We start from the raw sequence: 22,028 nt of genomic DNA on the forward strand, positions 1-22,028 counted from the left end.
GGAGTTTGTCTGACTATGCAGACATCGGGTGGCGTTCCGAAATGTGCTCCACCAGTTCGCCCACGCGCTCCTCGGAGTAGTTGCGCGCAATGTCGCCCTGGCTGATGATGCCAACCATCTTGTGGTCGACAATGACCGGGAGCCGCCGGATCTGGTGCCGCTCCATGATTTCGATGGCGGCGTCCACACTGGCATCCGCGTCAACCCAGTAGGGCTTGCCGGTGGCCAGTTCGCCGGCCAGCATCTCGCGGGGATCACGGCCGGCAGCAACGCACCTAAGCACGATGTCGCGGTCGGTGATCATGCCCTTCAACTTGCCGTCATCGCCGCAGATCGGCAGCGATCCACAATCCAGATCCAACATCATCCGAGCGGCATCTACGAGGGACTGATGCTCCTTAATACACTGTGCATCCGTGGTCATAAATTCACGTACAACGCTCATGGTTCTCCTTCATCGATTGATGTATCGACGCAGGGCATCGGGGTCACATGCGCCGATGGTGCCAGCCTACGCCGGGGCCAACGCTGATGTCGACGACGGATTCTTGGCAGACTTCCGACGCTGCTTTTCCCCGCTCCGTGGTCAAATCCCCCTGCTACGCGGGGAACAGACCATAAGGCGGGGAAACTTGGAGCCCGCCAGGAGCTGCGGACGAGCCAGGCTGCAGGGCCCCTGGCCTCCGGGCCTGCCTCCGGGCACAAAAAAGCCTCCGGAACCTAATGGTTCCGGAGGCTTTTCCTTGGGTGGCAGATGAGGGATTCGAACCCCCGTAGGCGTTGCCAGCTGATTTACAGTCAGCCCCCTTTGGCCGCTCGGGTAATCTGCCGAACTTCAAAAGAAGATCACCCCCGGCTGCAGTGTTCAGAGCGTCCGTTTCCGGGCCGTTCCGCTTCCAGTAACCGCGGGCAAGACAACTTTACAGAACTTCTGCCGAAACATCGAATCGAGGCGGCAGCCCCCTGGAAATGCCGCCAGAAGCCCCGCAATTCCCCGGAAAATGCGGGGACTCAGGCGTCGCCGAGAATCCGTCCGGCCAGCCTTGCCTCGAACTTCACGGCCTGCTCCTCGGTGATCTGGTTCAGCTGGACCGCCCGCAGCAGGTCCTCGCTCACACCCTCTATGCGGGCCGAGGCATCCGGGACCGGGCTGAAGATGATGGAACCTGCCAGGGCTGCAGCGGCGACTGACGTGGCAGCAGTGGCGACAGCGCCCGCAGCTGCGGCGGTGGTTCGGGTGACATAACGGACGGCCTTGTGTCGCATAACTTCCCTTTCGATCTTCTTCCAACTCGTTCAACTCTCGCCTGCCCGGCTTCGTTCCCGCCGTGCGTCCGCTATGAGGGAACTGTGAATCGGGAACAGCGCCGAATCCACAACAGCGCCGCACCCCCACCAGCGCCACAGCCGGGCGATCCGTATTAGGCTGGAATGCAGAGATCCACGCCCTGCAGAGCCAATGTCAGGGCAACCACCGGCACAAGGAGAATCATGGCAGGCGAGTCAACGTTCGACGTCGTAAGCAAAGTGGACAAGCAGGAAGTGGCCAACGCGCTGAACCAGGCACAGAAGGAACTGGTCCAACGCTACGACTTCAAGGGCGTTGGCGCCGATGTCGACTTCAGCGGCGAGAAGATCCTGATGAAGGCGAACTCGGAAGAACGCGTCCTGGCTGTGCTGGACGTCCTCCAGTCAAAGCTGATCCGCCGCGGCATCTCCCTGAAGTCCCTGGACACCGGCGAGCCGTACCCATCCGGTAAGGAATTCCGCCTGGAAGCCTCCATCAAGGAAGGCATCGAGCAGGACCTGGCCAAGAAGATCAACAAGCTGATCCGCGACGAGGGTCCCAAAGGCGTCAAGTCCCAGATCCAGGGCGACGAACTCCGCGTCTCGTCCAAGTCCCGCGACGACCTGCAGTCTGTCATGGCGCTGCTGAAGGACTTCGACGAGGCGGACCTGCAGTTCGTCAACTTCCGCAGCTAGCCACCAGGCCTTCGTTTTCGCGGCGCAAAAATTCTATCGCTGGCAAAAGACGCCGCCGCTACCTGAATGCGGGTAGCGGCGGCGTTTTTGCGTGCCACGGTTGATTTTCAGTGTCGCCAAAGTGTCGCCAAATAAGGAAGTACGACGGCGGCGCCCGGGTTGGTCAGGTTGCCTCAGTTCGGTTGGACTCAGTTCAGCGGCCGGCCGGCAATCCGTTCCAGTCGGGCGATCCGCTCCTTCATCGGCGGGTGCGTGGCGAACAGCTTGGTCATCGCCCCGCCGCGGAACGGGTTGGCGATCATCAGGTGCGAGGTGTTGACCAGCTTCTGCTCCTGCGGCAGCGGCGCGATCCTGACCCCCTGCTCAATCTTGCGCAGGGCTGAGGCGAGCGCCAGCGGATCGCCCGTGAGCTGCGAACCGTCCTCGTCGGCGTCGTACTCCCTGGTCCTGGAGATGGCCAGCTGGATGAGCGAGGCGGCAAACGGCGCCAAAAGCGCCATCGCCAGCATGGCCAGCGGGTTGGAGTTGCGCCGGTCTCCGCCGAAGAAAAGCAGCATCTGGCCCACGGATGTGATGACGCCGGCCACTGCGGCTGCCACCGAGGACGTGAGGATGTCCCGGTTGTACACGTGCATCAGCTCGTGCCCCAGGACCCCGCGCAGCTCGCGGGCGTCCAGCAGCTGCAGGATCCCTTCGGTGCAGCACACGGCGGCGTTTTTGGGATTCCGGCCGGTGGCGAACGCGTTCGGGTTCATGGTGGGTGAGAGGTAGATGCGGGGCATCGGCTGGTTGGCCCGGACGGAGAGCTCCCGGACAATCTGGTAGAGCTGTGGCGCCTGGGCCTCCGTGACGGGGTAGGCCTGCATGGAACGGATGGCGATCTTGTCGCTGTTCCAGTAGCCGTACGCGGTGGTGGCCACGCCGATCAGGGCCATGATCCAGATGGGCGCTGAGCTCCGGGTATTGATCCCGATCAGTCCGCCCAGGCCCAGGAGCACCGCCCACAGGACGCCGAAGAGCGCCGCAGTTTTCAGGCCGTTGTAATGCTTGTGCACGTCCACTCCTCCACGTCGCCCTGGCAAAGTTGCCAAACAAGGCATTGACCCAACAAGACATGGCCCTATGGCACCGGGTCGCGGGCATCGTACTTCCGGAAGCCCGGCTGCAGCTGTGCCGCCAGCCAGGCCACCGCGATGCACAAAACCCCGCCCAGAAGCAGGACCCAGCCCTCACTCAGAATCTTAGTCCCGCCGCCTGCCAGCAGGTCACCCACGCGCGGGCCGCCGGCCACCACCACAATGAAGACGCCCTGGAGCCGTCCCCGGAGGTGGTCCGGCGCGGCGGCCTGCAGGATGGTGTTACGGAAGACGGCACTGATGGAGTCTGCGATTCCTGCCAGGGCACAGCACACAGCCGCCGGGACCAGCCAAACTGTGGCCCCGCCGTCGTCCGTCCGTCCTGCCAGGAGCACCACCGCGCCGAAGCCGGCAATGGAGGCGCCCCAGCCCATCACCGACCACACCACGGCACTCCCCTGCCACCGGACATGGCCCAGCGGCCCCGAAAACAGGCCGGCCAAGAATGCGCCCACCGCGCTGGAGGCCAGCAGGATGCCCACCGTGGTTTCGCCGCCGCCGATCATCAGCGCACCGATGGCGGGCATCAGCGCGCGCGGCTGGGCGAGGATCATGGCCACGAGGTCGATGATGAAGGTCATCCGCAGGTTGGGCCGGTTGCCCAGGAACCGGAACCCTTCGATGACAGACCGGATTCCGGCCCGCCCGGCGCTTCCTGAGGGAGGCATGGATGGGAGCCTGAAGACTGCCCAGAGCACAAAGGCGAAGCTGATGAAGTCGATGGTGTAGGTCCAGCCGAAGCCCACCCACGCCACCAGCAGGCCCGCCAGCAGGGGTCCCACGGTCATGGCCAGACCGAACGACATCATGCTGAGTGCGTTGGCCGCGGGAAGCAGTTCCTTGCGGATGAGCGTGGGAATGATGGCACTGCGTGCCGGCTGGTTGATGGCCTGGGCGCCGCTTTGCAGCGCCACCAGAAGGTAAAGGACCCAGACGTTTCCCAGCTGCAGCCAGGACTGCAGCGCGATCAGGCCGGTGGTCAGCCACAGGACAGAGGTTGCCAGGAGCGCCACCGTGCGGCGGTTGTGGGAGTCGGCGATGGACCCGCCCAGCAGGCCGCCGAACACCAGCGGCACCAGGGCGAACACACCCAGCAGGCCCACATAGAAACTGTCCTGCGTGAGCCGGTACACCTCCAGGCTCACGGCCACCAGCGTGAGCTGGCTCCCCACGGCCGAAACGGCGGAACCCAGCCAGAGCCGGCGGAAGGCCGGGCTCTCCCTGAGCGGTGTGATGTCGGCCAGCAGTTTCCCCACCCTGCAACCCTAATGGCGCAGCAGTGTCCTGTTCTGTCACACGATTGGTATCCTCAGGCGGGGGAAAGGAGTTGGCGTATGAATGTGTCCAGGCGGCTGCTTTTTGCCTCGGCTTGCTGGGAGATTGCCCGGCCCCGGACTGCCCTGAACGCCGGCCATCTCCTGATCCGGCTCACGAACCCGGCCATCGCGTTCGATCTCCGCTCGGCCACGGACTGGCTGCACTGCCACAACATTGCGCGGCAGGCCCTCGCCGATGTTCTGGGCGCCAGCCGCTGCACGGTGGTGTTTGCGCACCAGTGGCACCCCATCGGGGCAGCCATCGGCGAGCCGGAGGCTGAGTCCTCCACCCCCACGTTCCATGTGTTCGGGCGCTGGGACGCCGAGCCGGTCACGCCCGGCGAACAGCTGCGCCTTCCCGTTCAGCGCCGCGTGCCGGCCGCAGCGGACGAGCTCAAAGAGTACGACGGCGGCCTCCGCTCCGCCCTGCGCCGGCTGGCTGTTGAGCGCCCGGCGGAGCCCGTCCCGCCGGTGGACGACACCCTCCCGGAACTCACTGCCAGTGCCCCGAAATTCAAGGCCGGTGCGCACCACACGGTGCTCGCGCCGGTGCTTCCGCCGGCGCCGGGCGACGGCCTGACACCCGGCCACCTGCTGGCGCTGGCCGCCGCCGTCGACGGCCTGACAGCCCGCCCCGGCGTGACCGGGCTGAGCTGTGTGGTGCCGGAGCCCGGACCAGGCGGCCAGGAAGTCCATGCCATGGGCCGCTCGGCAGGAGAATCCCTCAACCCCATGCAGGAATTCCTGGATCTGCCGAAGGTAAGCCAAGCCTTATTGTGATCGACTCATAATAAGTGCTTCAATAGAGGCATGACGGAACACTCTGGCGGCCACGATGCATGGGCTGCCGCCCTGCGTGCCCACGGCCGCCGGGTGACCAAACAGCGGCTCGCCGTGCTGACCGCCGTCGAACATCACCCGCACTCCGCCGCGGAGAGCATCCTCGCCGCCGCGCGCACCGAACTTCCGGAGCTGACCGCGCAATCGGTATACGTGGTCCTCGGCGACCTGACCGATCTGCACATGCTGCGCCGCTTCGAGCCGCCGCATTCTCCCGCCCTGTACGAGACCCGCGTCGGTGACAACCACCACCACGCCATCTGCATCAGCTGCGGCCGCGTGGAGGACGTCGAATGCGCCGTCGGGCACGCGCCCTGCCTCACGCCGCACTGGGATGCGAACTCCAAGCCGATGACCATCCAGATCGCCGACGTGATGTACCAGGGCATCTGCCAGGACTGCCAAGAGTCCCAAAAACTTCCTTCTGAACGTCCCAAATAATCGAGAAATAGGAGAAAAATGACTGCGAACATCTCTACAACCCAGTCCGGCGCGCCCGTCACCTCTGACGCGCACGCACAGTCCGTCGGCGCCGACGGCGCCATCATCCTCACGGACCACTACCTGATCGAAAAGCTCGCCCAGTTCAACCGCGAGCGCGTGCCGGAGCGCGTAGTGCACGCCAAGGGCGGCGGCGCGTTCGGTACTTTCAAGGCCACCTCGGACATCTCCAAGTACACCAAGGCCGCGTTCCTGCAGCCGGGCGTCGAGACCGAGATGCTGATCCGTTTCTCCTCCGTCGCCGGTGAAGCAGGCTCCCCGGACACCTGGCGCGACCCCCGCGGTTTCGCCGTCAAGTTCTACACCTCCGAGGGCAACTACGACCTCGTGGGCAACAACACCCCCGTCTTCTTCATCCGCGACGGCATCAAGTTCCCGGACTTCATCCACTCCCAGAAGCGCCTCCCGGGCACCCACCTGCGCGACGCCGACATGCAGTGGGACTTCTGGACCCTGTCCCCCGAGTCCGCACACCAGGTCACCTGGCTCATGGGCGACCGTGGCCTGCCGGCCTCCTGGCGTGAAATGCAGGGCTACGGCTCGCACACCTACCAGTGGATCAACGCCGCGGGCGAGCGCTTCTGGGTCAAGTACCACTTCAAGTCCAACCAGGGCGTCAAGACCATCTCCGGCGACCAGGCCGAAGAGCTGGCCGGCTCGGACGCGGACTTCTACATCCGCGACCTGCAGGACAACATCGCCGAGGGCAACTTCCCGTCCTGGGAACTGCACGTCCAGGTCATGCCGTACGAAGACGCCAAGGGCTACCGCTTCAACCCGTTCGACCTCACCAAGGTGTGGCCGCACTCGGACTACCCGCTGATCCACGTGGGCACCATGGAGCTGAACAAGAACCCGGAGAACTACTTCGCGCAGATCGAGCAGGCCACCTTCGCGCCGTCGAACTTCGTGCCGGGCATCGCCGCCTCCCCGGACAAGATGCTGCAGGCCCGTATCTTCTCCTACGCCGACGCACACCGCTACCGCGTGGGCACCAACCATGCGCAGATCCCGGTGAACCAGCCGAAGAACCAGGTCAACAACTACAGCCAGGACGGCGCCGGGCGTTACCACTTCAACGCCCCGTCCGTACCGGTTTACGCCCCCAACTCCTTCAACGGCCCTGCAGCCGTTGAGCCGGCTTCCCCGGCCGGCGGCTGGGAGAACGACGGCGAGCTCACGCTCTCCGCACACTCCCTCCACGCCGAGGACGGCGACTTCGGCCAGGCCGGCACCCTGTACCGCGAGGTGTTCGACGACGGCGCCAAGGCCCGTCTGCTGGACACCATCACCGGTGCGGTGGGCGGCGTGAAGAACGCCGAAATCAAGGAACGCGCCATCCAGTACTGGACCAACGTGGATGCCGAACTCGGCGCCAAGCTGCGAGCCAACCTCGGTGCGGGCTCCACTGACTCCGCTGCCGAGGCTGCCAACAAGATCGGCTGATTCGCCACCTGCGGCCCTTGGGCCACAACACGAACACCCCGCCACGGATTTTCCGTGGCGGGGTGTTTCTGTTGTTGCCGTCAGGGCTACGCGACGTCCGGGCGGCCCGCCGGCGCCGAGCCTGCCGCCGCGGGCCGGTGGCCCTTCTTGGCGAGCTGGATCTGCTCGTACACGTGGTGGCGGAGATCGGTGAAGCGCGGCAGTGCCCTGGTATTGAGCTGGTCCCGGTCGTCGGGGAGGTCGATCACGATGTCCTCTTGGATGACTGTCGGAGAGGACGACAGGATGATGACGCGTTCGCCGAGGTAGATGGATTCGTCGATGTCGTGGGTGACGAAGAGCACGGTCACACCGAGCTTCTTCCAGACCACCCGGATCAAGTCCTCCAGGTCCGCCCGGGTCTGTGCGTCTACGGCGGCGAACGGCTCGTCCATCAGCAGCACCTCGGGCTGATAGGCGATGGCGCGCGCGATCGCCACGCGCTGCTGCATGCCGCCAGAGAGCTGCCAGGGGTAGGACCGCGGAACATGGGACAGGCCCACGGCCTCGAGGGCCTCGTCCACGAGCCTGTCGCGTTCCGCCTTGGACACGCCCTGGTTCTTCAGCGGCAGATCCACGTTTTCCCGGACCCGCATCCAGGGGAACAGCGACCTGCCGTATTCCTGGAACACCACGGCCATCTTCTTCGGCGGCCCGGACACGCGTTTGCCGTCAAGGAGAACCTCGCCCTCGGTGGGGGCCATCAACCCGGAGATGCACTTCAGGAGTGTCGTCTTGCCGGAGCCGGAGGGGCCCACGAGGCAGGCCAGCTCGCCAGCCCGCAGATCGAAGGTGAGGTTACGCACCGCTTCGATGTCGCCGCCGTCGGTCTGGTACACCTTCTTCAGGCTGCGGACGGAGAGCATCGCCTCCGTGGCCGGGCGGGTGGAGTCAGGCTGCATTTTCTACCTCTTTCTGGCCGTGGTACCAGCGCAGGATGTTCCGCTCGGCCCACTGGAAGATGAACGACATGGCCACGCCCAGCAGACCGAGCACCACGATGCCGGACCACATTTCCGGGATGGCGAAGGAGCGCTGGAACTGGACGATGGTGAAGCCAAGCCCCGAGGACGAGGCGAACATTTCGGAGATGACCATCAGAATCAGCCCGAGGGACAGTGACTGGCGCACGCCAGCCATGATCTGCGGACTGGCCGAAGGCAGCACCAGATACCTGATCCGGGCCCAGCCGTTGATGCCGTAGGTGTGAGCCGAATCCGAGAGCACCCCGTCGACGGCGCGGACCCCTTCGATGGTGTTCAGCAGGACCGGCCAGACACAGCCGGAAATGATGACCGCCACCTTCATGGAGTCCGTGATCCCCATCAGCAGGATCAGGACCGGGACCAGGACTGGCGGTGGGATGGCGCGGAAGAACTCCAGTGTCGGTTCCAGCAGGGCACGGAGCCATCTGACCGAGCCGATCAGGACCCCGCCTACGACGCCGATCACGATCGCCGCGGTGACGCCGACCAGGAGCCGGCCGATGCTGGGCAGCACATCGGAGAAGAAGCGTGGGCCGAACCAGACCTCGCCGAATTTCGCCACGAGGGCGGCTGGGGTGGGGACAAAGAAGTTGACCGTCCCGAGGGTTGAGGCCCACCAGAGCAGGACCAGCAGGATGGGCAGCGCCAGCACGTAGCCGAGGGTCTTCAGGGCTTTCATACGATCACCTCAGAACGGACGGAGGAGTGCCAGGCCAGCGTCTTCTTCTCGATGAAGCGCATCAGGACGTTGATCAGCACGCCGATCAGTCCGGTGGCCAGCACGAGGGCATACATGCCGGAGATGGCACCGCCGGACTGGGCGAGGGCGATTTCACGGCCCAGGCCCGGCGAGCCGATCACCAGTTCCGCCGTGATGGCCAGGACCAGCGCCACCGTTGCGGCAAGCCGGACGCCGGTCATCAGGTAGGGCAGGGCGGTGGGGAAAACGACGTAGCGGATCCGCGCCATCCGGCCCAGGCCGTAGGTCTTTGCGGTGTTGTTGGCCACCATGTCGACATCGGCCACCCCGTAGAGGACCTGGATCAGCACCTGCCAAAAGGCTGCGTAGGTGATCAGCATTAGGGACGATTCAATCTTCACGCCGAAGAGCAGCACCGCCAGTGGGATCAGGGCCACTGACGGGATGGGCCGCAGGAACTCCACCGTGGAGTTGGTCGCCTTCCGCAGGAAGTCGCTGGAGCCAATGACGAAGCCCAGCAGCACCGCCAGAGCGACGGCGATGAGGAGGCCCAGGAACCAGGCCGTCATGGTTTCGCCGACCGAGATCCAGAATGCGGTCAGGCCGAAGTCCCGAACCAGCGCCACAATGACCTCGCTGGCCGGAGGGAGGAAACGTTCGTCAATGATGCCCAGGCGGGGAATGAGCTCCCACGTGGCCAGGAATCCCGCGATTCCGGCCAGGCCGAGCAACTGTTTTACCGGCAGCTTGCGGACCGACCTGCGGTCCCGTCCCACACGTGGGGCGGGACCGGTGGAAGCTGAAGCGTGGGAACTCACGGGAGGAGGTCACCGGCGTTCGGTGCCTTGGCCAGCGTGCCGTACTTGGCGGCGGCGTCTCCGAGGGTCTTGAAGGCGTCCTGGTTGAATTCGACGCGGTAGCGCGGCAGGATCATCTTGGCCCGGGTGGCCTCGTCGATCTTGGTGTAGGTGCCCACGATTTCGCGGACCTCCTGCGGGTTCGCCTGGGCGTACTCAAGGGACTTGTTCATGGCGCGGGTGAACTTCTCCGTCAGCTCGGCCTTGCCCTTGATGGTGTCCACCTTGGTGAAATAGCCGGCGATGTCCAGTTCCGGGCTCATCTCGACGAAGTTCGAGGAGACTATCGTGCCGCCTTCGGCCACAGCCACCGAGAGGAAGGGTTCCAGGATCCATGCTGCGTCCACCTGCTTGTTGGCCAGGGCCGCCGGGGCGTCCGGGAAGGCCACCTCAACAAACTTCACGCCGTTGGGATCGCCGCCGTCCTTTTCGATGACCGACTTGATGGTGGTGTCGCCGATATTGGCGAGGTTGTTCACCGAGACGGTCTTGCCGGCGAGGTCTTTCGCGGACTGGATACCCGACCCGGCCGGGACGACGACGCCGCCGATGTCGTTCCCCTCCTCACCGGTGGTGGACGCTCCATTGGCGACAAACTTCAGGTCGAGACCCTTGTCCTTGGCAACCATGACCGAAATCAGGTTGGAGAACGCGAAGTCGAAGCTGCCGCTGACCACGCCCGGGACGATTGCTGCGCCGCCGGTGGCTGTCTGGATGTCCAACTCCAGGCCCTCATCCTTGAAGAACCCCTGCTTGCTGCCCAGGTAGATCGGTGCGCAGTCCACGATCGGGATAACCCCCACACTGACCTTGGTCAGCTCTCCGCTCCCGGCTCCACCGGCGGGGGCGGTTCCATTGCCGGTAGAACTCGGCGAACCGGACCCACAGGCTGACAAGCCCAGGACCGATGCTGCGGCAAGCACAGCGATTACACAACGACGCTTCATGTTCACTCCTTTGTGAAGTGGCATGGGAGTGCGAGGCCCCCACGCCCAGCTTGTTCGGTTTCCGAACAAACTTTCGAATTAAGTCTGGTTCAGAGGACGCCTGTGGTCAACCGGATCTGGCCATCGTTATCCTCCCGGTACGCGCGTGCCGGATGGTAGAACGACGCGCGGCGCCGCGCCATGGGGAGGCTGCTGTCCACGCTTTCCACATAGGCGCCTGCCGCTCTGGCCGGGGCTTCCGGCGGCCCCTAGGATCACTGCATGAGTACATTCCAGGGCATCCCAGCAGGGGCATTCGCGTTCTATGCCGAACTTGAGGACAACAACAACCGTGAGTGGTGGCTGGAGCACAAGGACAGCTACAACACCCTGGTGCGGGATCCGGTCACGGCCCTGCTGGCTGAACTGGAGCCGCGGTTCGGGCCGGGCAAGATCTTCCGGCCCAACCGGGACATCAGGTTCGCCCAAGACAAATCGCCCTACAAGACTGCCCAGGGAGCGTTCGCGTCGTCCCAGGAAGGCGTGGGATATTACGTCCAGGTGAGCGCCGACGGGCTGCTGGTGGGCGGCGGCTGCCACACCAGTACGCCGGCCCAGCTGGCCCGCTTCCGGAACTCCGTGGATGCCTCCGGGACCGGCGAATCGCTGCGGCACATCGTGGATGCCGTGGCTGCCGCGGGCTTTGCGGTGGAGGGCGAAACGCTCAAGACAGTGCCGCGCGGTTTCGACAAGGACCATCCCCGGGCGGAGTTGCTGAAGCACAAGTCGCTGTCCGCCGGCATCGAGCTGGGCCAGCCGGAGTGGCTGGATTCGCCGGCGGCGGCGCAGGAAATCGCGGCGCTGTGGGACCAGCTGCGGCCGTTGGTGGACTGGGTGGGCCGGCATGCGGCGCCCTGATGCCAGACTTCCTGTAGATGGGATCGCTCCCTATACGTGGGATAATTAAGGGCATGGAAGCTAATCCCGCAGGGGCCCGCACGCTGGAGCGCGGACTCAGCCTGCTCGACCACGTCGCTGCGGGCGCCCACCGGCTCGAAGACATCACTCAGGCCTCGGGTCTCAGCCGATCGGCGACCCACCGCATGCTGACCACTCTCGTGGCAGGCCGGTACCTCAGCCAGCAGCCGGACCACAGTTACCACCTGGGCATCAAACTGCTGGAGCTCGGCACCAAGGCGGAGGCAAAGATCAGCCTCCCGGACACCGTGCAGACCATCCTCGCCGGGATCGCCAAGACCACGCAGGACACCACGCACCTGGGCATCCTCAGCGGCGACGATGTCCTGTACCTGGCCAAGGCCCGCGGCCATCGCGGCATTGAAATGGCGTCCCGTCCCGGGGCACGGTTGCGGGCGCAGAACACCGCCATGGGCAAAGCCCTGCTGGCAGCCCAGTATGGAAATGACGAGGCCGTCCGCGCCTTCGATACCGCGGCAATCGCCACACCCCGCTCCATCCAGGATGTTGACGCTTTCCGGACCGTGTTGGATCAAGCCAGGGCGGACGGCTACGCGCTGGATGACCAGGAGAACGAACTCGGCATCACCTGTGTTGCCATCGCCATCCCGGACCTGCTCGGCAGGGTCGCGGCCGCTGCCTCCATCTCAGCCCCCAGCGTTCACATGACGCCGGAACGGATTCAATCACTCGTGGCACTGCTCCAGGACGTGCAGCCTGAGCTCAGCCGCTGCCTGCCGCCAGGATTTGAAAGGGCTTGGATCTAGCGCCCTCGCGCCGATCCAGGCCCTTTCCGCCGGCCCCTTTACGGGACCAGTTCCGGCTGCGGCTTTCAGCTTGGGCTAGGGTTCAACCCCGGCTCAGCGTGCCACCGGTTCCGTGGCGTCCAGCATGGCCAGCTCGTGCCGGCGCGGCATGCCTTCCCAGTCGCCGGGCACCAGGCAGGCAAAGGCTCCCGTGCGGACCGCGGTCAGCAGCCGCTCCTGCACCGAGGCACCGGCCAGCAGGTCCGAGATGTAGCCGGCCACAAAGGCGTCGCCGGCCCCCACGGTGTCGATGGCGTTGACGCGGACGGCGTCCTGCACGTATTCCACTCCGTCGATCACGGCGGCACAGCCTGCGGCTCCCCGCTTGATGACCGCCTGGCTCGGCCCGAGGGCGGCGACCCGGCGGGCAAGCTCCAGGGAGTCATCGGACTTTCCTACCGCGATGGCGGCTTCGTCGTCCCCGGCGAACACGATGTCCGCCTGGGCAATGAAGTTCCGGAAAACGTCAACGGCTTCGTCGGCGGACCACAGCGCGGCGCGGTAGTTGAGGTCGAACGAGACCAGGACGCCGGCCTCGCGGGCAACGTCCAGCGCATGTTGCGCCGCCCGGGCTGCCTCCGGCGAAAGGGCGGGCGTGATGCCCGTGAGGTGCAGCAGCCGGGCGTTGGCAATCCGCTCGGCCGGGATGTCCTCCGGGGACAGCCGGGAGCCCGCGCTGCCGGCCCGGTAGTACCAGACCTTGAGCTGGTCCATGGTGCGCCGCTCCTTGATCATGAGGCCGGTGGGCGCCGACTCATCGCGCAGCGGGTCAACCACGATCCCCTCGGCGGCGAGCTCACGCAGGACGAGTTCACCGAGGCTGTCGTTGCCGACGCGCCCAACCCATGTCACCGAGGTGCCCAGGCGCCGCAGCGCGATGGCAAAGTTGCTCTCGGAGCCGCCCATGCCCAGGCTGAGCGAGGACACCTGGGCCAGCGGGCCGGGCGTCTCGGCCTTCATCAGGCCCATCGTTTCGCCGAGGGTCACGACGTCGGTGAAGGTCACCGGGCACCCCTCGCCTGGACGGCGTCCGCCACCAGGGAACTGAGCTGCCGGGCGCGGTCGGTGAGGGCGGCGAGGTCGCCGCCGGAGAACGCATCACGGAGCAGCGGTCCGCCCAGGCTGACGGCAAGCGCCCCTGCGGCGATCCAGTCCGCGGCGTCATCGATGCCGATGCCGCCGGACGGAATGACCCGCATGTCCGGGAAGGGCCCGCGAAGCTGCCCAATGTAGCCGGGGCCGACGGTGGAGGCGGGGAACAGCTTCACGGCCGTTGCCCCCGCCTGCATGCCGGTCAGCAGTTCGGTGGGCGTCAGCCCGCCGGGGAACACCGGAACGCCGGCCGCAACCGCAGCGCGGATCACGTCCGTCACCATGGCGGGCGTCACCAGGTAGTCCGCGCCGCCGTCGAGCGCCTGCGTAGCCTGGTCACCGGAGGTGACGGTGCCGACGCCGATTTCCGCGTCGGCGCCGAACTGCCGTTTGATGTCCGGCAGGAAGTCGAACACGCCGTCGGTGCTGAGGGTCAGTTCGATGGACCTGACGCCGCCCCTGACCAGGGCGTCGATGACCGGGGCGTATTCCGGGCATGCCGGGCGCGGAGGACTGCCACCACAGGGTTCTCCTGCAGGATGGCGGAAACGGGAGGGCTCTGGAGATCGCTCATCGGGCCAGCCACCCGCCGTCGACCGGCAGTAGGACGCCGTGGATGTAGTCCGCAGCTGGGGAGGCCAGGAACACCACGGCGCCGGCCAGGTCACCGCCGGTGCCCCAGCGTGCCGCCGGGATCCGGACTGAAATCTGTTCATGGCGCTGGGCGTCTGCCAGCAGCGCCTCGTTCATGTCAGTGGCGATATAGCCCGGCGCAACCGCATTGACGTTCACGCCGCGGGGTGCCCATTCGTTGCACAACGCCTTGGTCAGCTGCGCCACGGCACCCTTCGACGCGGCGTGGGCCAGAACCCGCAGGCCGCCCTGGAACGTGAGGAGGGAGGCCATGTTGATGATCTTCCCGCCACCGCGTTCCACCATCGGGGTGCCGAACCCCTGGCACAGCTGGAAGACGGCGCGGGTGTTGATGGCCATAACGCGGTCAAAGTCGGACAGCGGGAACTCGGTCGCGTCGTGCCGGATCTGGGTTCCTGCGTTGTTGACCAGGATGTCGATCTGGTGTCCCGCGAGGGTTTCCGCTGTGGCGGCGGCGACGGACTCTTCGCTGGCCAGGTCCACGTGGACCGCGGCGGCGCTGACGCCTGCCTTTTCCGCAGCGGCTGCCAGTTCGGGGGCCAAGGGGCCGCGCTGGGGTGCCACAACGCTGGCGCCGGCGTTGACCAGCCCGAGGGCAATGCCCAGGCCGATCCCGCGGGAGGCGCCGGTCACGGCTGCGGTTTTGCCGCTGAGGTCAAACGACGATTTCTCTGCTGTGTGGTTCATGAACTTTCCTGGGTTTTCGCGGCGGGCGCCGCGGCTGGACTGACAAAGACTTTGAGGACGCGTCCGGACGCCATCGCCTGGTCAAAGGCCTGGCGGGTGTCCTCCAGGGCGAACACCTGGGTGGGAATGCGGTCCAGCCCCAGTTCACGGCTTTCGATGAGTTCCACCGCGCGCTCCACGGCCGCCCTGGTGTAGACCCGGACGCCTACCACGGTGTTCTCGGCGAACGTCAGGGCTTGGAGGTCCAGTTCGACGGGCTTTTTGTAGACGCCTAGGAGGACGATGGTGCCGCGCACACGGACAGCCCGGGGCAGCATCGCGGCGACCGAGGGGTGGGCGGCCGAGTCGAAGACGATGTCCGCGCCGTCCCCGCCGGTGGCGGCAAGATTGGCCTTCGGGGTCCAGGACCGCCGACTTACTGCGAACAACATCGTTCTCAGCCACAGTTCACCATTTCTCTTTGGCGCCAAAGAGAAATTTCCTATTATCGGGACAATATCCCAAAAACTCCAAGCACGACTATATAGGCCTTATCGGCCAGATCACAAAGGCGGGTTAAACAGCAGAGGCACCCTGCCACCAAAGGGGTGGACGGGTGCCTCTGCCTTGTTTACAGGCCTGGTGGCCGCTGGCTTACGTGCGGGTGAGTGCCTCGTCGTCGACTGCTGCATCGCTGCCGGAAAGGCGGGCGTCCGCGCCGGATTCCGTGGCGGATTGCGTGTCGTCCACGGCGGACTTGGCCTCGGCGAACTTTTCGTTCAGGCGGGAGTGCCGCTGGCCGTAGGCGAAGTAGATCACAACGCCGATGACCAGCCAGCCGGCGAAGAAGATCCACGTCTCCACGGCGAGGTTCGTCATCAGGTACAGGCACAGGACGGCGGAAACCACTGGGAGGACTTTGCCGAACGGGACGCGGAAGGACGGCTTCAGGTCCGGGCGCTTTTTACGCAGCACCAGGATGCCCAGGCTCACCACAACAAACGCCGACAGCGTGCCGATGTTAATCATTTCTTCCAGAAGGTCAACGTTGGTCAGGCCGGCCACAAGTGCTACGGCGGCGCCGCAGATGATCTGGAGGCGGACCGGCGTCGAACGCTTTTCGCTGGTCTTGGACAGCGCGCGGGGCAGCAGTCCGTCGCGGCTCATGGCCAGCACCACGCGGGACAGCCCCATGAGCAGCACCATGATGACCGTGGTGAGGCCGATCAGGGATCCGAAGGCGATGACCTTGGCCGCGGTGGTGTTGCCTACGGCCTCGAACGCGGTGGTGAGGGTGGGGGTCTCGGCCGCCGCGAGGTCCGTGTAGGACACCATGCCGGTGAGCGCGAGGGACACCAGGATGTAGAGCAGCGTCACCACGGCCAGGCCGCCGAAGATGCCGCGCGGCAGGGTCTTCTGCGGGTTCTTGACTTCCTCCGCGGACGTGGCCACGACGTCAAAGCCGATGAAGGCGAAGAACACCAGGGCCGCGCCGGCGAAGATGCCCAGGGTGCCGTACTGGGCGGGCGCGGCGCCGGTGAGGAAGCCGAAGAACGACTGCTTCAGGACGTCCGCGCTACCACCGGCAGTGGGTTCCGCGGCGGGCACGAACGGCGTGTAGTTTTCGAACTTCACGTACGTGAAGCCCACGACGATCACAAACAGCACCACGGCGATCTTGATCATGGTGAAGACGTTGCCCACGCGGGCGGAGAGCTTGGTGCCGAGCACCAGGAGCACGGTGAAGACGGCAACGATCAGGAAGGCGCCCCAGTAGAGGTCCACGCCGCCGAGCGACAGCGCCGGCGGTACGTCGGCCCCCATCAGCGCAAACACCTTGCTGAGGTAGATGCCCCAGTACTTGGCGATCACGGCCGCGGCGGTGAACAGTTCCAGGATCAGGTTCCAGCCGATGATCCATGCCAGCAGTTCGCCCATGGTGGCGTACGTAAAGACGTAAGCTGATCCGGCGACCGGGATGGCGGTGGCGAACTCGGCGTAGCACATGATGGCCAGGGCACACGTCACGGCGGCAATGGCGAAGGACAACGTCACGGCGGGGCCGGAGAAGTTGGCCGCGGCCTTGGCGCCCACCGAGAAGATGCCGGCGCCGACAGCGACGGCGACACCCATGATCATCAGGTCCCAGCTGCTGAGCGACCGCGTGAGCTTGCGTCCGGGTTCATCGGCGTCGGCAATGGACTGCTCGATGGATTTGGTCCGGAGAAGGTTCATAAGGAGATCCACAATCCTGATAGGGGATGGAAACAGACTTATCAACTTTACTGTCCATCCACAGGACGGTTCCAGCCGTCCCGCATCGTGAGACGCCCCAGATGCCGAAGTTAATTGCGGAAAACACCTTGGGGCCCTCCTTCTGGAGGGCCCCAAGGCTAAAGCATCGAACCGACTAGACGGGCCAGTCCATCAGCTTTGACCGGATCAGGAACCGCTTGCCTTCCGGCGCCTCAACCGAGAACCCACTCCCCCGGCCCTGGACCACGTCCACGGTCAGATGGGTGTGGCTCCAGTAGTTGAACTGCTCCTTCGACATCCAGAACTCGACGGGCTGCGGCTCCAGGCCGTCGGCGATGTCGAACAGCCCTAGGAGGACGTCCGCTTCCGCGGTGATGAATTCCCCGGCCGGGTAACACATAGGCGAGGACCCGTCGCAGCAGCCGCCGGACTGGTGGAACATGAGGGGCCCGTGCTGGCCCCACAGCTTCCTGAGCAGTCCCAGGGCCTCGGCCGTGAGCGCCACGCGGGAGATGTCCTCCCCGGGCAGCGTCACCGCCGCGTCAAGCCTCGCCTCCATCATCAGTACCTGATGACGACGCGGCCGTCGATCTTGGCGTGTTTCATCTCGTCAAGAACGGCGTTGACCTCGGAGAGCTCCCGGGTGGACACCGTGGGATGGATCTTGCCCTCGGCGTAGAACTCGAGTGCTTCCTCCAGGTCCTGCCGGGTCCCCACGATCGAGCCGCGGACGGTCAGGCCCTTGAGCACAATCTCGAAGATCGGTGCCGGGAAGTCGCCCGGCGGCAAGCCGTTGAACACAATCGTCCCGCCCCTGCGTGCCATGCCGATCGCCTGGCCAAAAGCAGACGGGTGTACTGCGGTGACAAGCACTCCATGGCAACCTCCGGTTTCGCGTTGGATAACTTCGACGGGATCCTCGTGCAGCGCGTTGACGGTAAGCTCCGCACCGTGCTTCTTGGCCAGGGCGAGTTTGTCGTCCGCGATATCCACCGCGGCTACCCGCAGGCCCATGGCCACGGCGTACTGGACGGCAATGTGCCCGAGTCCGCCGATGCCGGAAATGGTGACCCACTGTCCGGGCTTGGCTTCGGTCATCTTCAGGCCCTTGTAGACCGTGACGCCGGCGCAAAGCACCGGGGCGATTTCAACGGGGTCCGAGCCCGCCGGGATGCGTGCGGCAAAGCGGGTGTCCACGAGCATGTACTCCCCGAAGGAACCGTCCACGCTGTAGCCGGCGTTCTTCTGTACTTCGCACAGTGTCTCCCAGCCGGTGCGGCAGTACTGGCAGTCGCCGCAGGCGGACCAGAGCCAGGCGTTGCCGACGAGGTCGCCGACAGCAAGGTCGGTTACACCTTCACCCAAGGCAACAACTTCGCCCACGCCTTCGTGGCCGGGGATGAACGGCGGTGTCGGCTTGACGGGCCAGTCGCCCTCCGCCGCGTGGAGGTCTGTGTGGCAGACGCCGGTGGTGATGACCTTGACCAGCGCCTCGCCCCGGCCCGGGGTGGGAATGGGGAGGGTCTGGATCTGAAGATCCTTGCCGAATTCGGTTACTACTGCTGCTTGCATTGTCGTCGTCATTGGCGAAATCCTTGCGTAGATAAAGCGGTGGTGCGGTGAAGGTGGCGCTGCCTTCCTGAGGGGTGGCCAGGATGGTGCAGGCAGGGACGGATCAGTGCTGACCCGCCCCCGCCCGGGCTAAAGGCGGAGTGGGGCGCGAGGGCCCCGTCGTGGCGACGGAGTCGACACCACGGGAGCGCCCCAATCCCTTAGAAGAAGCCGAGCTTGTTCTCGTTATAGCTGACCAGCAGGTTCTTGGTCTGCTGGTAGTGGTCCAGCATCATGGAGTGGTTTTCACGTCCGATGCCGGAGGACTTGTACCCGCCGAACGCGGCGCCGGCCGGGTAGGCGTGGTAGTTGTTGACCCAGACGCGGCCGGCCTGGATCTCGCGGCCCGCACGGTAAGCGACGTTGCCGTTACGCGACCAGACGCCGGCGCCAAGCCCGTAGAGGGTGTCGTTGGCGATTTCCATCGCGTCGTTGTAGTCGCTGAACCGGGCGACAGACACAACAGGTCCGAAGATCTCCTCCTGGAAGATCCGCATCTTGTTGTGGCCTTCGAAGACGGTGGGCTGGACGTAGTAGCCGCCGGCCAGGTCGCCTTCCAGCTCGGCGCGGGCGCCGCCGGTAAGCACCTTGGCGCCTTCCTGCTTGCCGATGTCGATGTAGGAAAGGATCTTTTCCAGCTGGTCGTTGGAGGCCTGGGCGCCGAGCTGGGTTTCGGTGTCCAGCGGGTTGCCCTGGATGATTTTCTCCACCCGGGCCACCGCGTCAGCCATGAAGGAATCGTAGATGTCTTCCTGGACCAGGGCGCGTGACGGGCAGGTGCAGACCTCGCCCTGGTTGAAGGCGAAGAGCGCGAAGCCCTCCTGCGCCTTGTCATAGAACGCGTCGTCGGACTCGGCAACATCGTTGAAGAAGATGTTCGGGCTCTTGCCGCCGAGCTCCAGGGTGACCGGAATCAGGTTCTGGCTGGCGTACTGGCTGATGAGGCGCCCGGTGGACGTCTCGCCGGTGAAGGCGATCTTGCGGATCCGCGGGCTGGACGCAAGCGGCTTGCCTGCCTCGACGCCAAAGCCGTTGACCACGTTGAGGACACCGGCGGGCAGCAGGTCACCGATGAGTTCCATCAGGACCAGAATGGACGACGGCGTCTGCTCGGCGGGCTTGAGGACCACGGCGTTGCCGGCGGCCAGGGCCGGGGCGAGCTTCCAGACGGCCATCAGGATGGGGAAGTTCCACGGGATGATCTGGCCCACGACGCCGAGGGGCTCGTGGTAGTGGTAGGCCGTGGTGTCGTCGTCGAGCTGGGAAAGCCGGCCTTCCTGGGCGCGGACGGCCGAGGCGAAGTAGCGGAAGTGGTCTGCGGCGAGCGGAATGTCCGCGTTCAGGGTCTCCCGGATGGGCTTGCCGTTGTCCCAGGATTCGGCGACGGCGAGCATCTCGAGGTTCTCGTCGATGCGGTCGGCGATCTTGTTCAGGACCGCGGCACGTTCCGCGACGGAGGTCTTGCCCCAGGACGGTGCGATCTTGTGGGCGGCGTCCAGTGCCAGCTCAATGTCCTCGGCGGTGCCGCGGGCCACTTCGCAGAAGACTTTGCCGGTGACGGGTGTGATGTTCTCGAAGTACTGGCCCTTGACGGGGGCAACCCACTCGCCGCCGATCCAGTTCTCGTAGCGGTCCTTGAACGTGACCTTTGAACCCTCGGTACCGGGCTGTGCGTAAACAGTCATTGCTAGCTCCTTTGCTGTGCATGAAAGGTGGCGCCTGATGATGGCGTCCGCCGTTGGTCCCAGCGTAGGAGTGTGAAGGTTGCAGTCAGGTTGCGCGGGTGTGAGCCAGGTCACGGCTGGTCTCATCAGAGGGCGGGGTCAGGCGCTGAGTTCAGCTTCCAGCCGCTCAAGGTCCGCGACGACGGCGGCCCGCTTGGGTGAGCGCGGCGGCAGCAGCTTCAGGGCGGCAGTCCGGACGTCGCCGTCGTCCTTTGCCTCCGGGAGGGCGGCGTACTTGAGCAGCGTCTCGGCACTGCCGTCCGTCAGGACCGCTTCGCGCATGAGCGAGGAGACCCTGTCGCGGAGGTCGATGATGCCCGGCGCTTCGGAGCGCGGCAGCACCGCCCCACGGTAGATTTCCAGGGCAATGCGGTGGGCGCCGCGCTGCAGGCAGTTCAGCACCTGTCCGCTGTCCGGGACCAGGTCCATGGTGAGTTTGTACGGCCGGGATTCGGGCACGGCGGCCGGGTTGAGCTGCTGCAGGATCTTGCGCAGCCGGACCATTTCCGCACGGAGCGTCATGGTGGGGCCGTCGCCCGGGTAGAGCAGGACACTGAGCTCCTCGGCGCTCAGCCCGTCCGAGTGGGTGCTGAGCAGGGCGAGAATTTCACTGTGCCGGGCGGACAGCGCCACCGTTTTGCCTTCGATGCTGAGCAACGCCTGGTCACGGCCCAGAAGCTGCAGGCTGTTGCGGTACAGGCTGCCTTCCTTCGCGCCGCCGGCTCCCCCGGCCCGCGCGGAATCCGACCTGGCCGCCGAAGTGGCGTTCCGCCGTCGGGCCGGCCGGCTGGCAAGGGTCGCCGCCAGCTGCAGCCGCTCAACACGAAGCTGCGCCTGGGCGGCAGCGACGGTCGCCTCGACGAGCGACAGGGTGTGGGGCGCCACCGCGGTGGCCTTGCCCGTGATGTCCACAACGCCCAGCAGCGCGCCGGAATCCGGATCATGGAACGGGACGGCCGTGCAGCTCCATGCGTGCACGGACCGCTGGTAATGCTCCGCCCCGGAAATCTGGATGCCGCGGCCCAAGGCCAGGGCAGTTCCCGGCGCGCTGGTCCCCACTGTGGCCTCTGACCAGTCGGCACCGGGCACGAACATCATGCCTTCGGCACGGCGCTGCAGGGCGGGATCCCCTTCCACCCAGAGCAGCCGGCCCACCTCATCACCCACGGCAACGAGCAGGCCGCTGTCGTGGCTGGGCTGAACCAGGAGCTTGTGGATCACGGGCATGATGCTGGCCAGCGGGTGCTGCCGCCGGTATTCCTCGAGCTCGTCAGTGTCCAGGGCGAGGGGCGCTTCGGGGTTGTCAGGGTTGGCCTTCAATTTGGCGGACCGCTGCCAGGATTCCCGAATCAGCCGGCGCAGCCCGGGGATTTCCTGGGTGCCCGGAAACGCTTGGGCGTCGAGCTGCTCGTGGGCTGCCAGGGCATGACGCTGTGCCAGCGCAGTCGCTTCGCCGCCGGACGCCGGCGGCAGGATCAGGTTCCTCATCGAACTCCCCTCGGTCCTGCAAG

23 protein-coding genes and 1 tRNA gene are annotated in these 22,028 nt (G+C 65.6%); 6 read left to right on the plus strand and 18 right to left on the minus strand.

Annotated features, from left to right (window positions below):
* Window positions 1-13: 13 nt before the first annotated feature.
* The 3 genes from NG696_RS17120 to NG696_RS17130 all read right to left on the minus strand — a co-directional run bounded on the left by NG696_RS17120 (window position 14) and on the right by NG696_RS17130 (window position 1,266).
* Window positions 14-445, minus strand: coding sequence for a CBS domain-containing protein (locus tag NG696_RS17120; RefSeq protein ID WP_252569727.1), 432 nt, complete (start codon window positions 443-445; stop codon window positions 14-16).
* A gap of 303 nt (window positions 446-748) precedes the next feature.
* Window positions 749-830: transfer RNA gene (locus tag NG696_RS17125), tRNA-Tyr, on the minus strand.
* A gap of 181 nt (window positions 831-1,011) precedes the next feature.
* Window positions 1,012-1,266, minus strand: coding sequence for a hypothetical protein (locus NG696_RS17130; RefSeq protein WP_252569729.1), 255 nt, complete (start codon window positions 1,264-1,266; stop codon window positions 1,012-1,014).
* 225 nt (window positions 1,267-1,491) lie between these two features.
* Here NG696_RS17130 and NG696_RS17135 point away from each other — a divergent pair, with 225 nt between their 5' ends.
* Entirely contained in the window at window positions 1,492-1,983 is a 492-nt protein-coding gene (locus tag NG696_RS17135) for a YajQ family cyclic di-GMP-binding protein (protein WP_252569731.1), read from the plus strand.
* 188 nt (window positions 1,984-2,171) lie between these two features.
* Here the strand turns inward: NG696_RS17135 and htpX are convergent, their stop codons facing one another.
* The gene (gene htpX, locus NG696_RS17140; RefSeq protein ID WP_058931627.1) at window positions 2,172-3,038 is read right to left on the minus strand and encodes a zinc metalloprotease HtpX; all 867 of its coding nucleotides are present in this window, start codon (window positions 3,036-3,038) and stop codon (window positions 2,172-2,174) included.
* A gap of 65 nt (window positions 3,039-3,103) precedes the next feature.
* On the minus strand, window positions 3,104-4,375 hold the full coding sequence (locus NG696_RS17145) for an MFS transporter (RefSeq protein ID WP_252576230.1): 1,272 nt from the start codon (window positions 4,373-4,375) through the stop codon (window positions 3,104-3,106).
* Between the two features lie 78 nt (window positions 4,376-4,453).
* On the opposite strand from NG696_RS17145, the gene NG696_RS17150 reads away from it, so the two are divergent.
* From NG696_RS17150 to NG696_RS17160, 3 genes are read left to right on the plus strand one after another with little or no spacing between them, the layout of a single operon-like run.
* Window positions 4,454-5,215 carry a hypothetical protein gene (locus NG696_RS17150; RefSeq protein WP_252569733.1) on the plus strand — a complete coding sequence of 254 codons (762 nt, stop codon included), beginning with the start codon at window positions 4,454-4,456 and terminating at the stop codon, window positions 5,213-5,215.
* Between the two features lie 30 nt (window positions 5,216-5,245).
* On the plus strand, window positions 5,246-5,716 hold the full coding sequence (locus NG696_RS17155; protein ID WP_252569736.1) for a Fur family transcriptional regulator: 471 nt from the start codon (window positions 5,246-5,248) through the stop codon (window positions 5,714-5,716).
* 18 nt (window positions 5,717-5,734) lie between these two features.
* Window positions 5,735-7,222, plus strand: coding sequence for a catalase (locus tag NG696_RS17160; protein WP_252569738.1), 1,488 nt, complete (start codon window positions 5,735-5,737; stop codon window positions 7,220-7,222).
* Window positions 7,223-7,308: 86 nt separating this feature from the next.
* On the opposite strand, the gene NG696_RS17165 is transcribed toward NG696_RS17160, so the two are convergent.
* From NG696_RS17165 to NG696_RS17180, 4 genes are read right to left on the minus strand one after another with little or no spacing between them, the layout of a single operon-like run.
* Window positions 7,309-8,163 (minus strand): ABC transporter ATP-binding protein, encoded by an 855-nt coding sequence (locus NG696_RS17165; RefSeq protein WP_252576231.1) that lies wholly within the window; start codon window positions 8,161-8,163, stop codon window positions 7,309-7,311.
* Window positions 8,153-8,926, minus strand: coding sequence for an ABC transporter permease (locus NG696_RS17170; protein WP_252569743.1), 774 nt, complete (start codon window positions 8,924-8,926; stop codon window positions 8,153-8,155). Before NG696_RS17170 ends, NG696_RS17165 begins: the two co-directional genes overlap by 11 nt.
* Window positions 8,923-9,765 carry an ABC transporter permease gene (locus NG696_RS17175; RefSeq protein ID WP_252576232.1) on the minus strand — a complete coding sequence of 281 codons (843 nt, stop codon included), beginning with the start codon at window positions 9,763-9,765 and terminating at the stop codon, window positions 8,923-8,925. Before NG696_RS17175 ends, NG696_RS17170 begins: the two co-directional genes overlap by 4 nt.
* Window positions 9,762-10,751: an ABC transporter substrate-binding protein gene (locus NG696_RS17180; protein ID WP_252569749.1), complete on the minus strand. Its 990-nt coding sequence runs from the start codon at window positions 10,749-10,751 to the stop codon at window positions 9,762-9,764. Before NG696_RS17180 ends, NG696_RS17175 begins: the two co-directional genes overlap by 4 nt.
* Window positions 10,752-11,012: 261 nt before the next feature.
* Here NG696_RS17180 and NG696_RS17185 point away from each other — a divergent pair, with 261 nt between their 5' ends.
* Both NG696_RS17185 and NG696_RS17190 read left to right on the plus strand, forming a co-directional pair.
* Window positions 11,013-11,648 carry a DUF2461 domain-containing protein gene (locus NG696_RS17185; protein WP_252576233.1) on the plus strand — a complete coding sequence of 212 codons (636 nt, stop codon included), beginning with the start codon at window positions 11,013-11,015 and terminating at the stop codon, window positions 11,646-11,648.
* A gap of 53 nt (window positions 11,649-11,701) precedes the next feature.
* The gene (locus NG696_RS17190) at window positions 11,702-12,475 is read left to right on the plus strand and encodes an IclR family transcriptional regulator (RefSeq protein ID WP_252576234.1); all 774 of its coding nucleotides are present in this window, start codon (window positions 11,702-11,704) and stop codon (window positions 12,473-12,475) included.
* Window positions 12,476-12,568: 93 nt separating this feature from the next.
* Here NG696_RS17190 and NG696_RS17195 read toward each other — a convergent pair whose 3' ends face one another.
* From NG696_RS17195 to NG696_RS17235, 9 genes are all read right to left on the minus strand, one after another.
* Window positions 12,569-13,519 (minus strand): sugar kinase, encoded by a 951-nt coding sequence (locus NG696_RS17195; protein WP_252576235.1) that lies wholly within the window; start codon window positions 13,517-13,519, stop codon window positions 12,569-12,571.
* Window positions 13,516-14,274, minus strand: coding sequence for a bifunctional 4-hydroxy-2-oxoglutarate aldolase/2-dehydro-3-deoxy-phosphogluconate aldolase (locus NG696_RS17200; RefSeq protein ID WP_252576262.1), 759 nt, complete (start codon window positions 14,272-14,274; stop codon window positions 13,516-13,518). Before NG696_RS17200 ends, NG696_RS17195 begins: the two co-directional genes overlap by 4 nt.
* Window positions 14,177-14,947, minus strand: coding sequence for an SDR family oxidoreductase (locus tag NG696_RS17205; RefSeq protein WP_252576236.1), 771 nt, complete (start codon window positions 14,945-14,947; stop codon window positions 14,177-14,179). The genes NG696_RS17200 and NG696_RS17205 overlap by 98 nt, the downstream gene beginning before the upstream one ends.
* The gene (locus tag NG696_RS17210) at window positions 14,944-15,378 is read right to left on the minus strand and encodes a zinc-binding dehydrogenase (protein ID WP_252576237.1); all 435 of its coding nucleotides are present in this window, start codon (window positions 15,376-15,378) and stop codon (window positions 14,944-14,946) included. The genes NG696_RS17205 and NG696_RS17210 overlap by 4 nt, the downstream gene beginning before the upstream one ends.
* Window positions 15,379-15,580: 202 nt before the next feature.
* A complete protein-coding gene (locus NG696_RS17215) occupies window positions 15,581-17,161 on the minus strand; it encodes an APC family permease (protein WP_252569770.1) in 1,581 nt (526 codons plus the stop codon).
* A 175-nt stretch (window positions 17,162-17,336) separates the two neighbouring features.
* On the minus strand, window positions 17,337-17,744 hold the full coding sequence (locus tag NG696_RS17220; protein ID WP_252569772.1) for a DUF779 domain-containing protein: 408 nt from the start codon (window positions 17,742-17,744) through the stop codon (window positions 17,337-17,339).
* Window positions 17,744-18,766: an alcohol dehydrogenase AdhP gene (gene adhP, locus NG696_RS17225; RefSeq protein WP_252576238.1), complete on the minus strand. Its 1,023-nt coding sequence runs from the start codon at window positions 18,764-18,766 to the stop codon at window positions 17,744-17,746. The genes NG696_RS17220 and adhP overlap by 1 nt, the downstream gene beginning before the upstream one ends.
* Window positions 18,767-18,954: 188 nt before the next feature.
* On the minus strand, window positions 18,955-20,478 hold the full coding sequence (exaC, locus tag NG696_RS17230; protein WP_252569778.1) for an acetaldehyde dehydrogenase ExaC: 1,524 nt from the start codon (window positions 20,476-20,478) through the stop codon (window positions 18,955-18,957).
* 138 nt (window positions 20,479-20,616) lie between these two features.
* A complete protein-coding gene (locus tag NG696_RS17235; protein ID WP_252576239.1) occupies window positions 20,617-22,005 on the minus strand; it encodes a GAF domain-containing protein in 1,389 nt (462 codons plus the stop codon).
* Window positions 22,006-22,028 lie beyond the last annotated feature (23 nt).

The sequence above is a fragment of the Pseudarthrobacter cellobiosi genome, from assembly GCF_023913755.1.
Taxonomy (GTDB): Bacteria; Actinomycetota; Actinomycetes; order Actinomycetales; family Micrococcaceae; genus Arthrobacter; species Arthrobacter cellobiosi.

Bases quoted from the DNA above. Each gene is read 5' to 3' on its own strand.
- NG696_RS17120 (WP_252569727.1), bottom strand. From the start codon at position 445: ATGAGCGTTGTACGTGAATTTATGACCACGGATGCACAGTGTATTAAG.
- NG696_RS17130 (WP_252569729.1), bottom strand. From the start codon at position 1,266: ATGCGACACAAGGCCGTCCGTTATGTCACCCGAACCACCGCCGCAGCT.
- NG696_RS17135 (WP_252569731.1), top strand. From the start codon at position 1,492: ATGGCAGGCGAGTCAACGTTCGACGTCGTAAGCAAAGTGGACAAGCAG.
- NG696_RS17150 (WP_252569733.1), top strand. From the start codon at position 4,454: ATGAATGTGTCCAGGCGGCTGCTTTTTGCCTCGGCTTGCTGGGAGATT.
- NG696_RS17155 (WP_252569736.1), top strand. From the start codon at position 5,246: ATGACGGAACACTCTGGCGGCCACGATGCATGGGCTGCCGCCCTGCGT.
- NG696_RS17160 (WP_252569738.1), top strand. From the start codon at position 5,735: ATGACTGCGAACATCTCTACAACCCAGTCCGGCGCGCCCGTCACCTCT.
- NG696_RS17165 (WP_252576231.1), bottom strand. From the start codon at position 8,163: ATGCAGCCTGACTCCACCCGCCCGGCCACGGAGGCGATGCTCTCCGTC.
- NG696_RS17170 (WP_252569743.1), bottom strand. From the start codon at position 8,926: ATGAAAGCCCTGAAGACCCTCGGCTACGTGCTGGCGCTGCCCATCCTG.
- NG696_RS17180 (WP_252569749.1), bottom strand. From the start codon at position 10,751: ATGAAGCGTCGTTGTGTAATCGCTGTGCTTGCCGCAGCATCGGTCCTG.
- NG696_RS17185 (WP_252576233.1), top strand. From the start codon at position 11,013: ATGAGTACATTCCAGGGCATCCCAGCAGGGGCATTCGCGTTCTATGCC.
- NG696_RS17190 (WP_252576234.1), top strand. From the start codon at position 11,702: ATGGAAGCTAATCCCGCAGGGGCCCGCACGCTGGAGCGCGGACTCAGC.
- NG696_RS17205 (WP_252576236.1), bottom strand. From the start codon at position 14,947: ATGAACCACACAGCAGAGAAATCGTCGTTTGACCTCAGCGGCAAAACC.
- NG696_RS17210 (WP_252576237.1), bottom strand. From the start codon at position 15,378: ATGTTGTTCGCAGTAAGTCGGCGGTCCTGGACCCCGAAGGCCAATCTT.
- NG696_RS17215 (WP_252569770.1), bottom strand. From the start codon at position 17,161: ATGAACCTTCTCCGGACCAAATCCATCGAGCAGTCCATTGCCGACGCC.
- NG696_RS17220 (WP_252569772.1), bottom strand. From the start codon at position 17,744: ATGATGGAGGCGAGGCTTGACGCGGCGGTGACGCTGCCCGGGGAGGAC.
- adhP (WP_252576238.1), bottom strand. From the start codon at position 18,766: ATGACGACGACAATGCAAGCAGCAGTAGTAACCGAATTCGGCAAGGAT.
- exaC (WP_252569778.1), bottom strand. From the start codon at position 20,478: ATGACTGTTTACGCACAGCCCGGTACCGAGGGTTCAAAGGTCACGTTC.
- NG696_RS17235 (WP_252576239.1), bottom strand. From the start codon at position 22,005: ATGAGGAACCTGATCCTGCCGCCGGCGTCCGGCGGCGAAGCGACTGCG.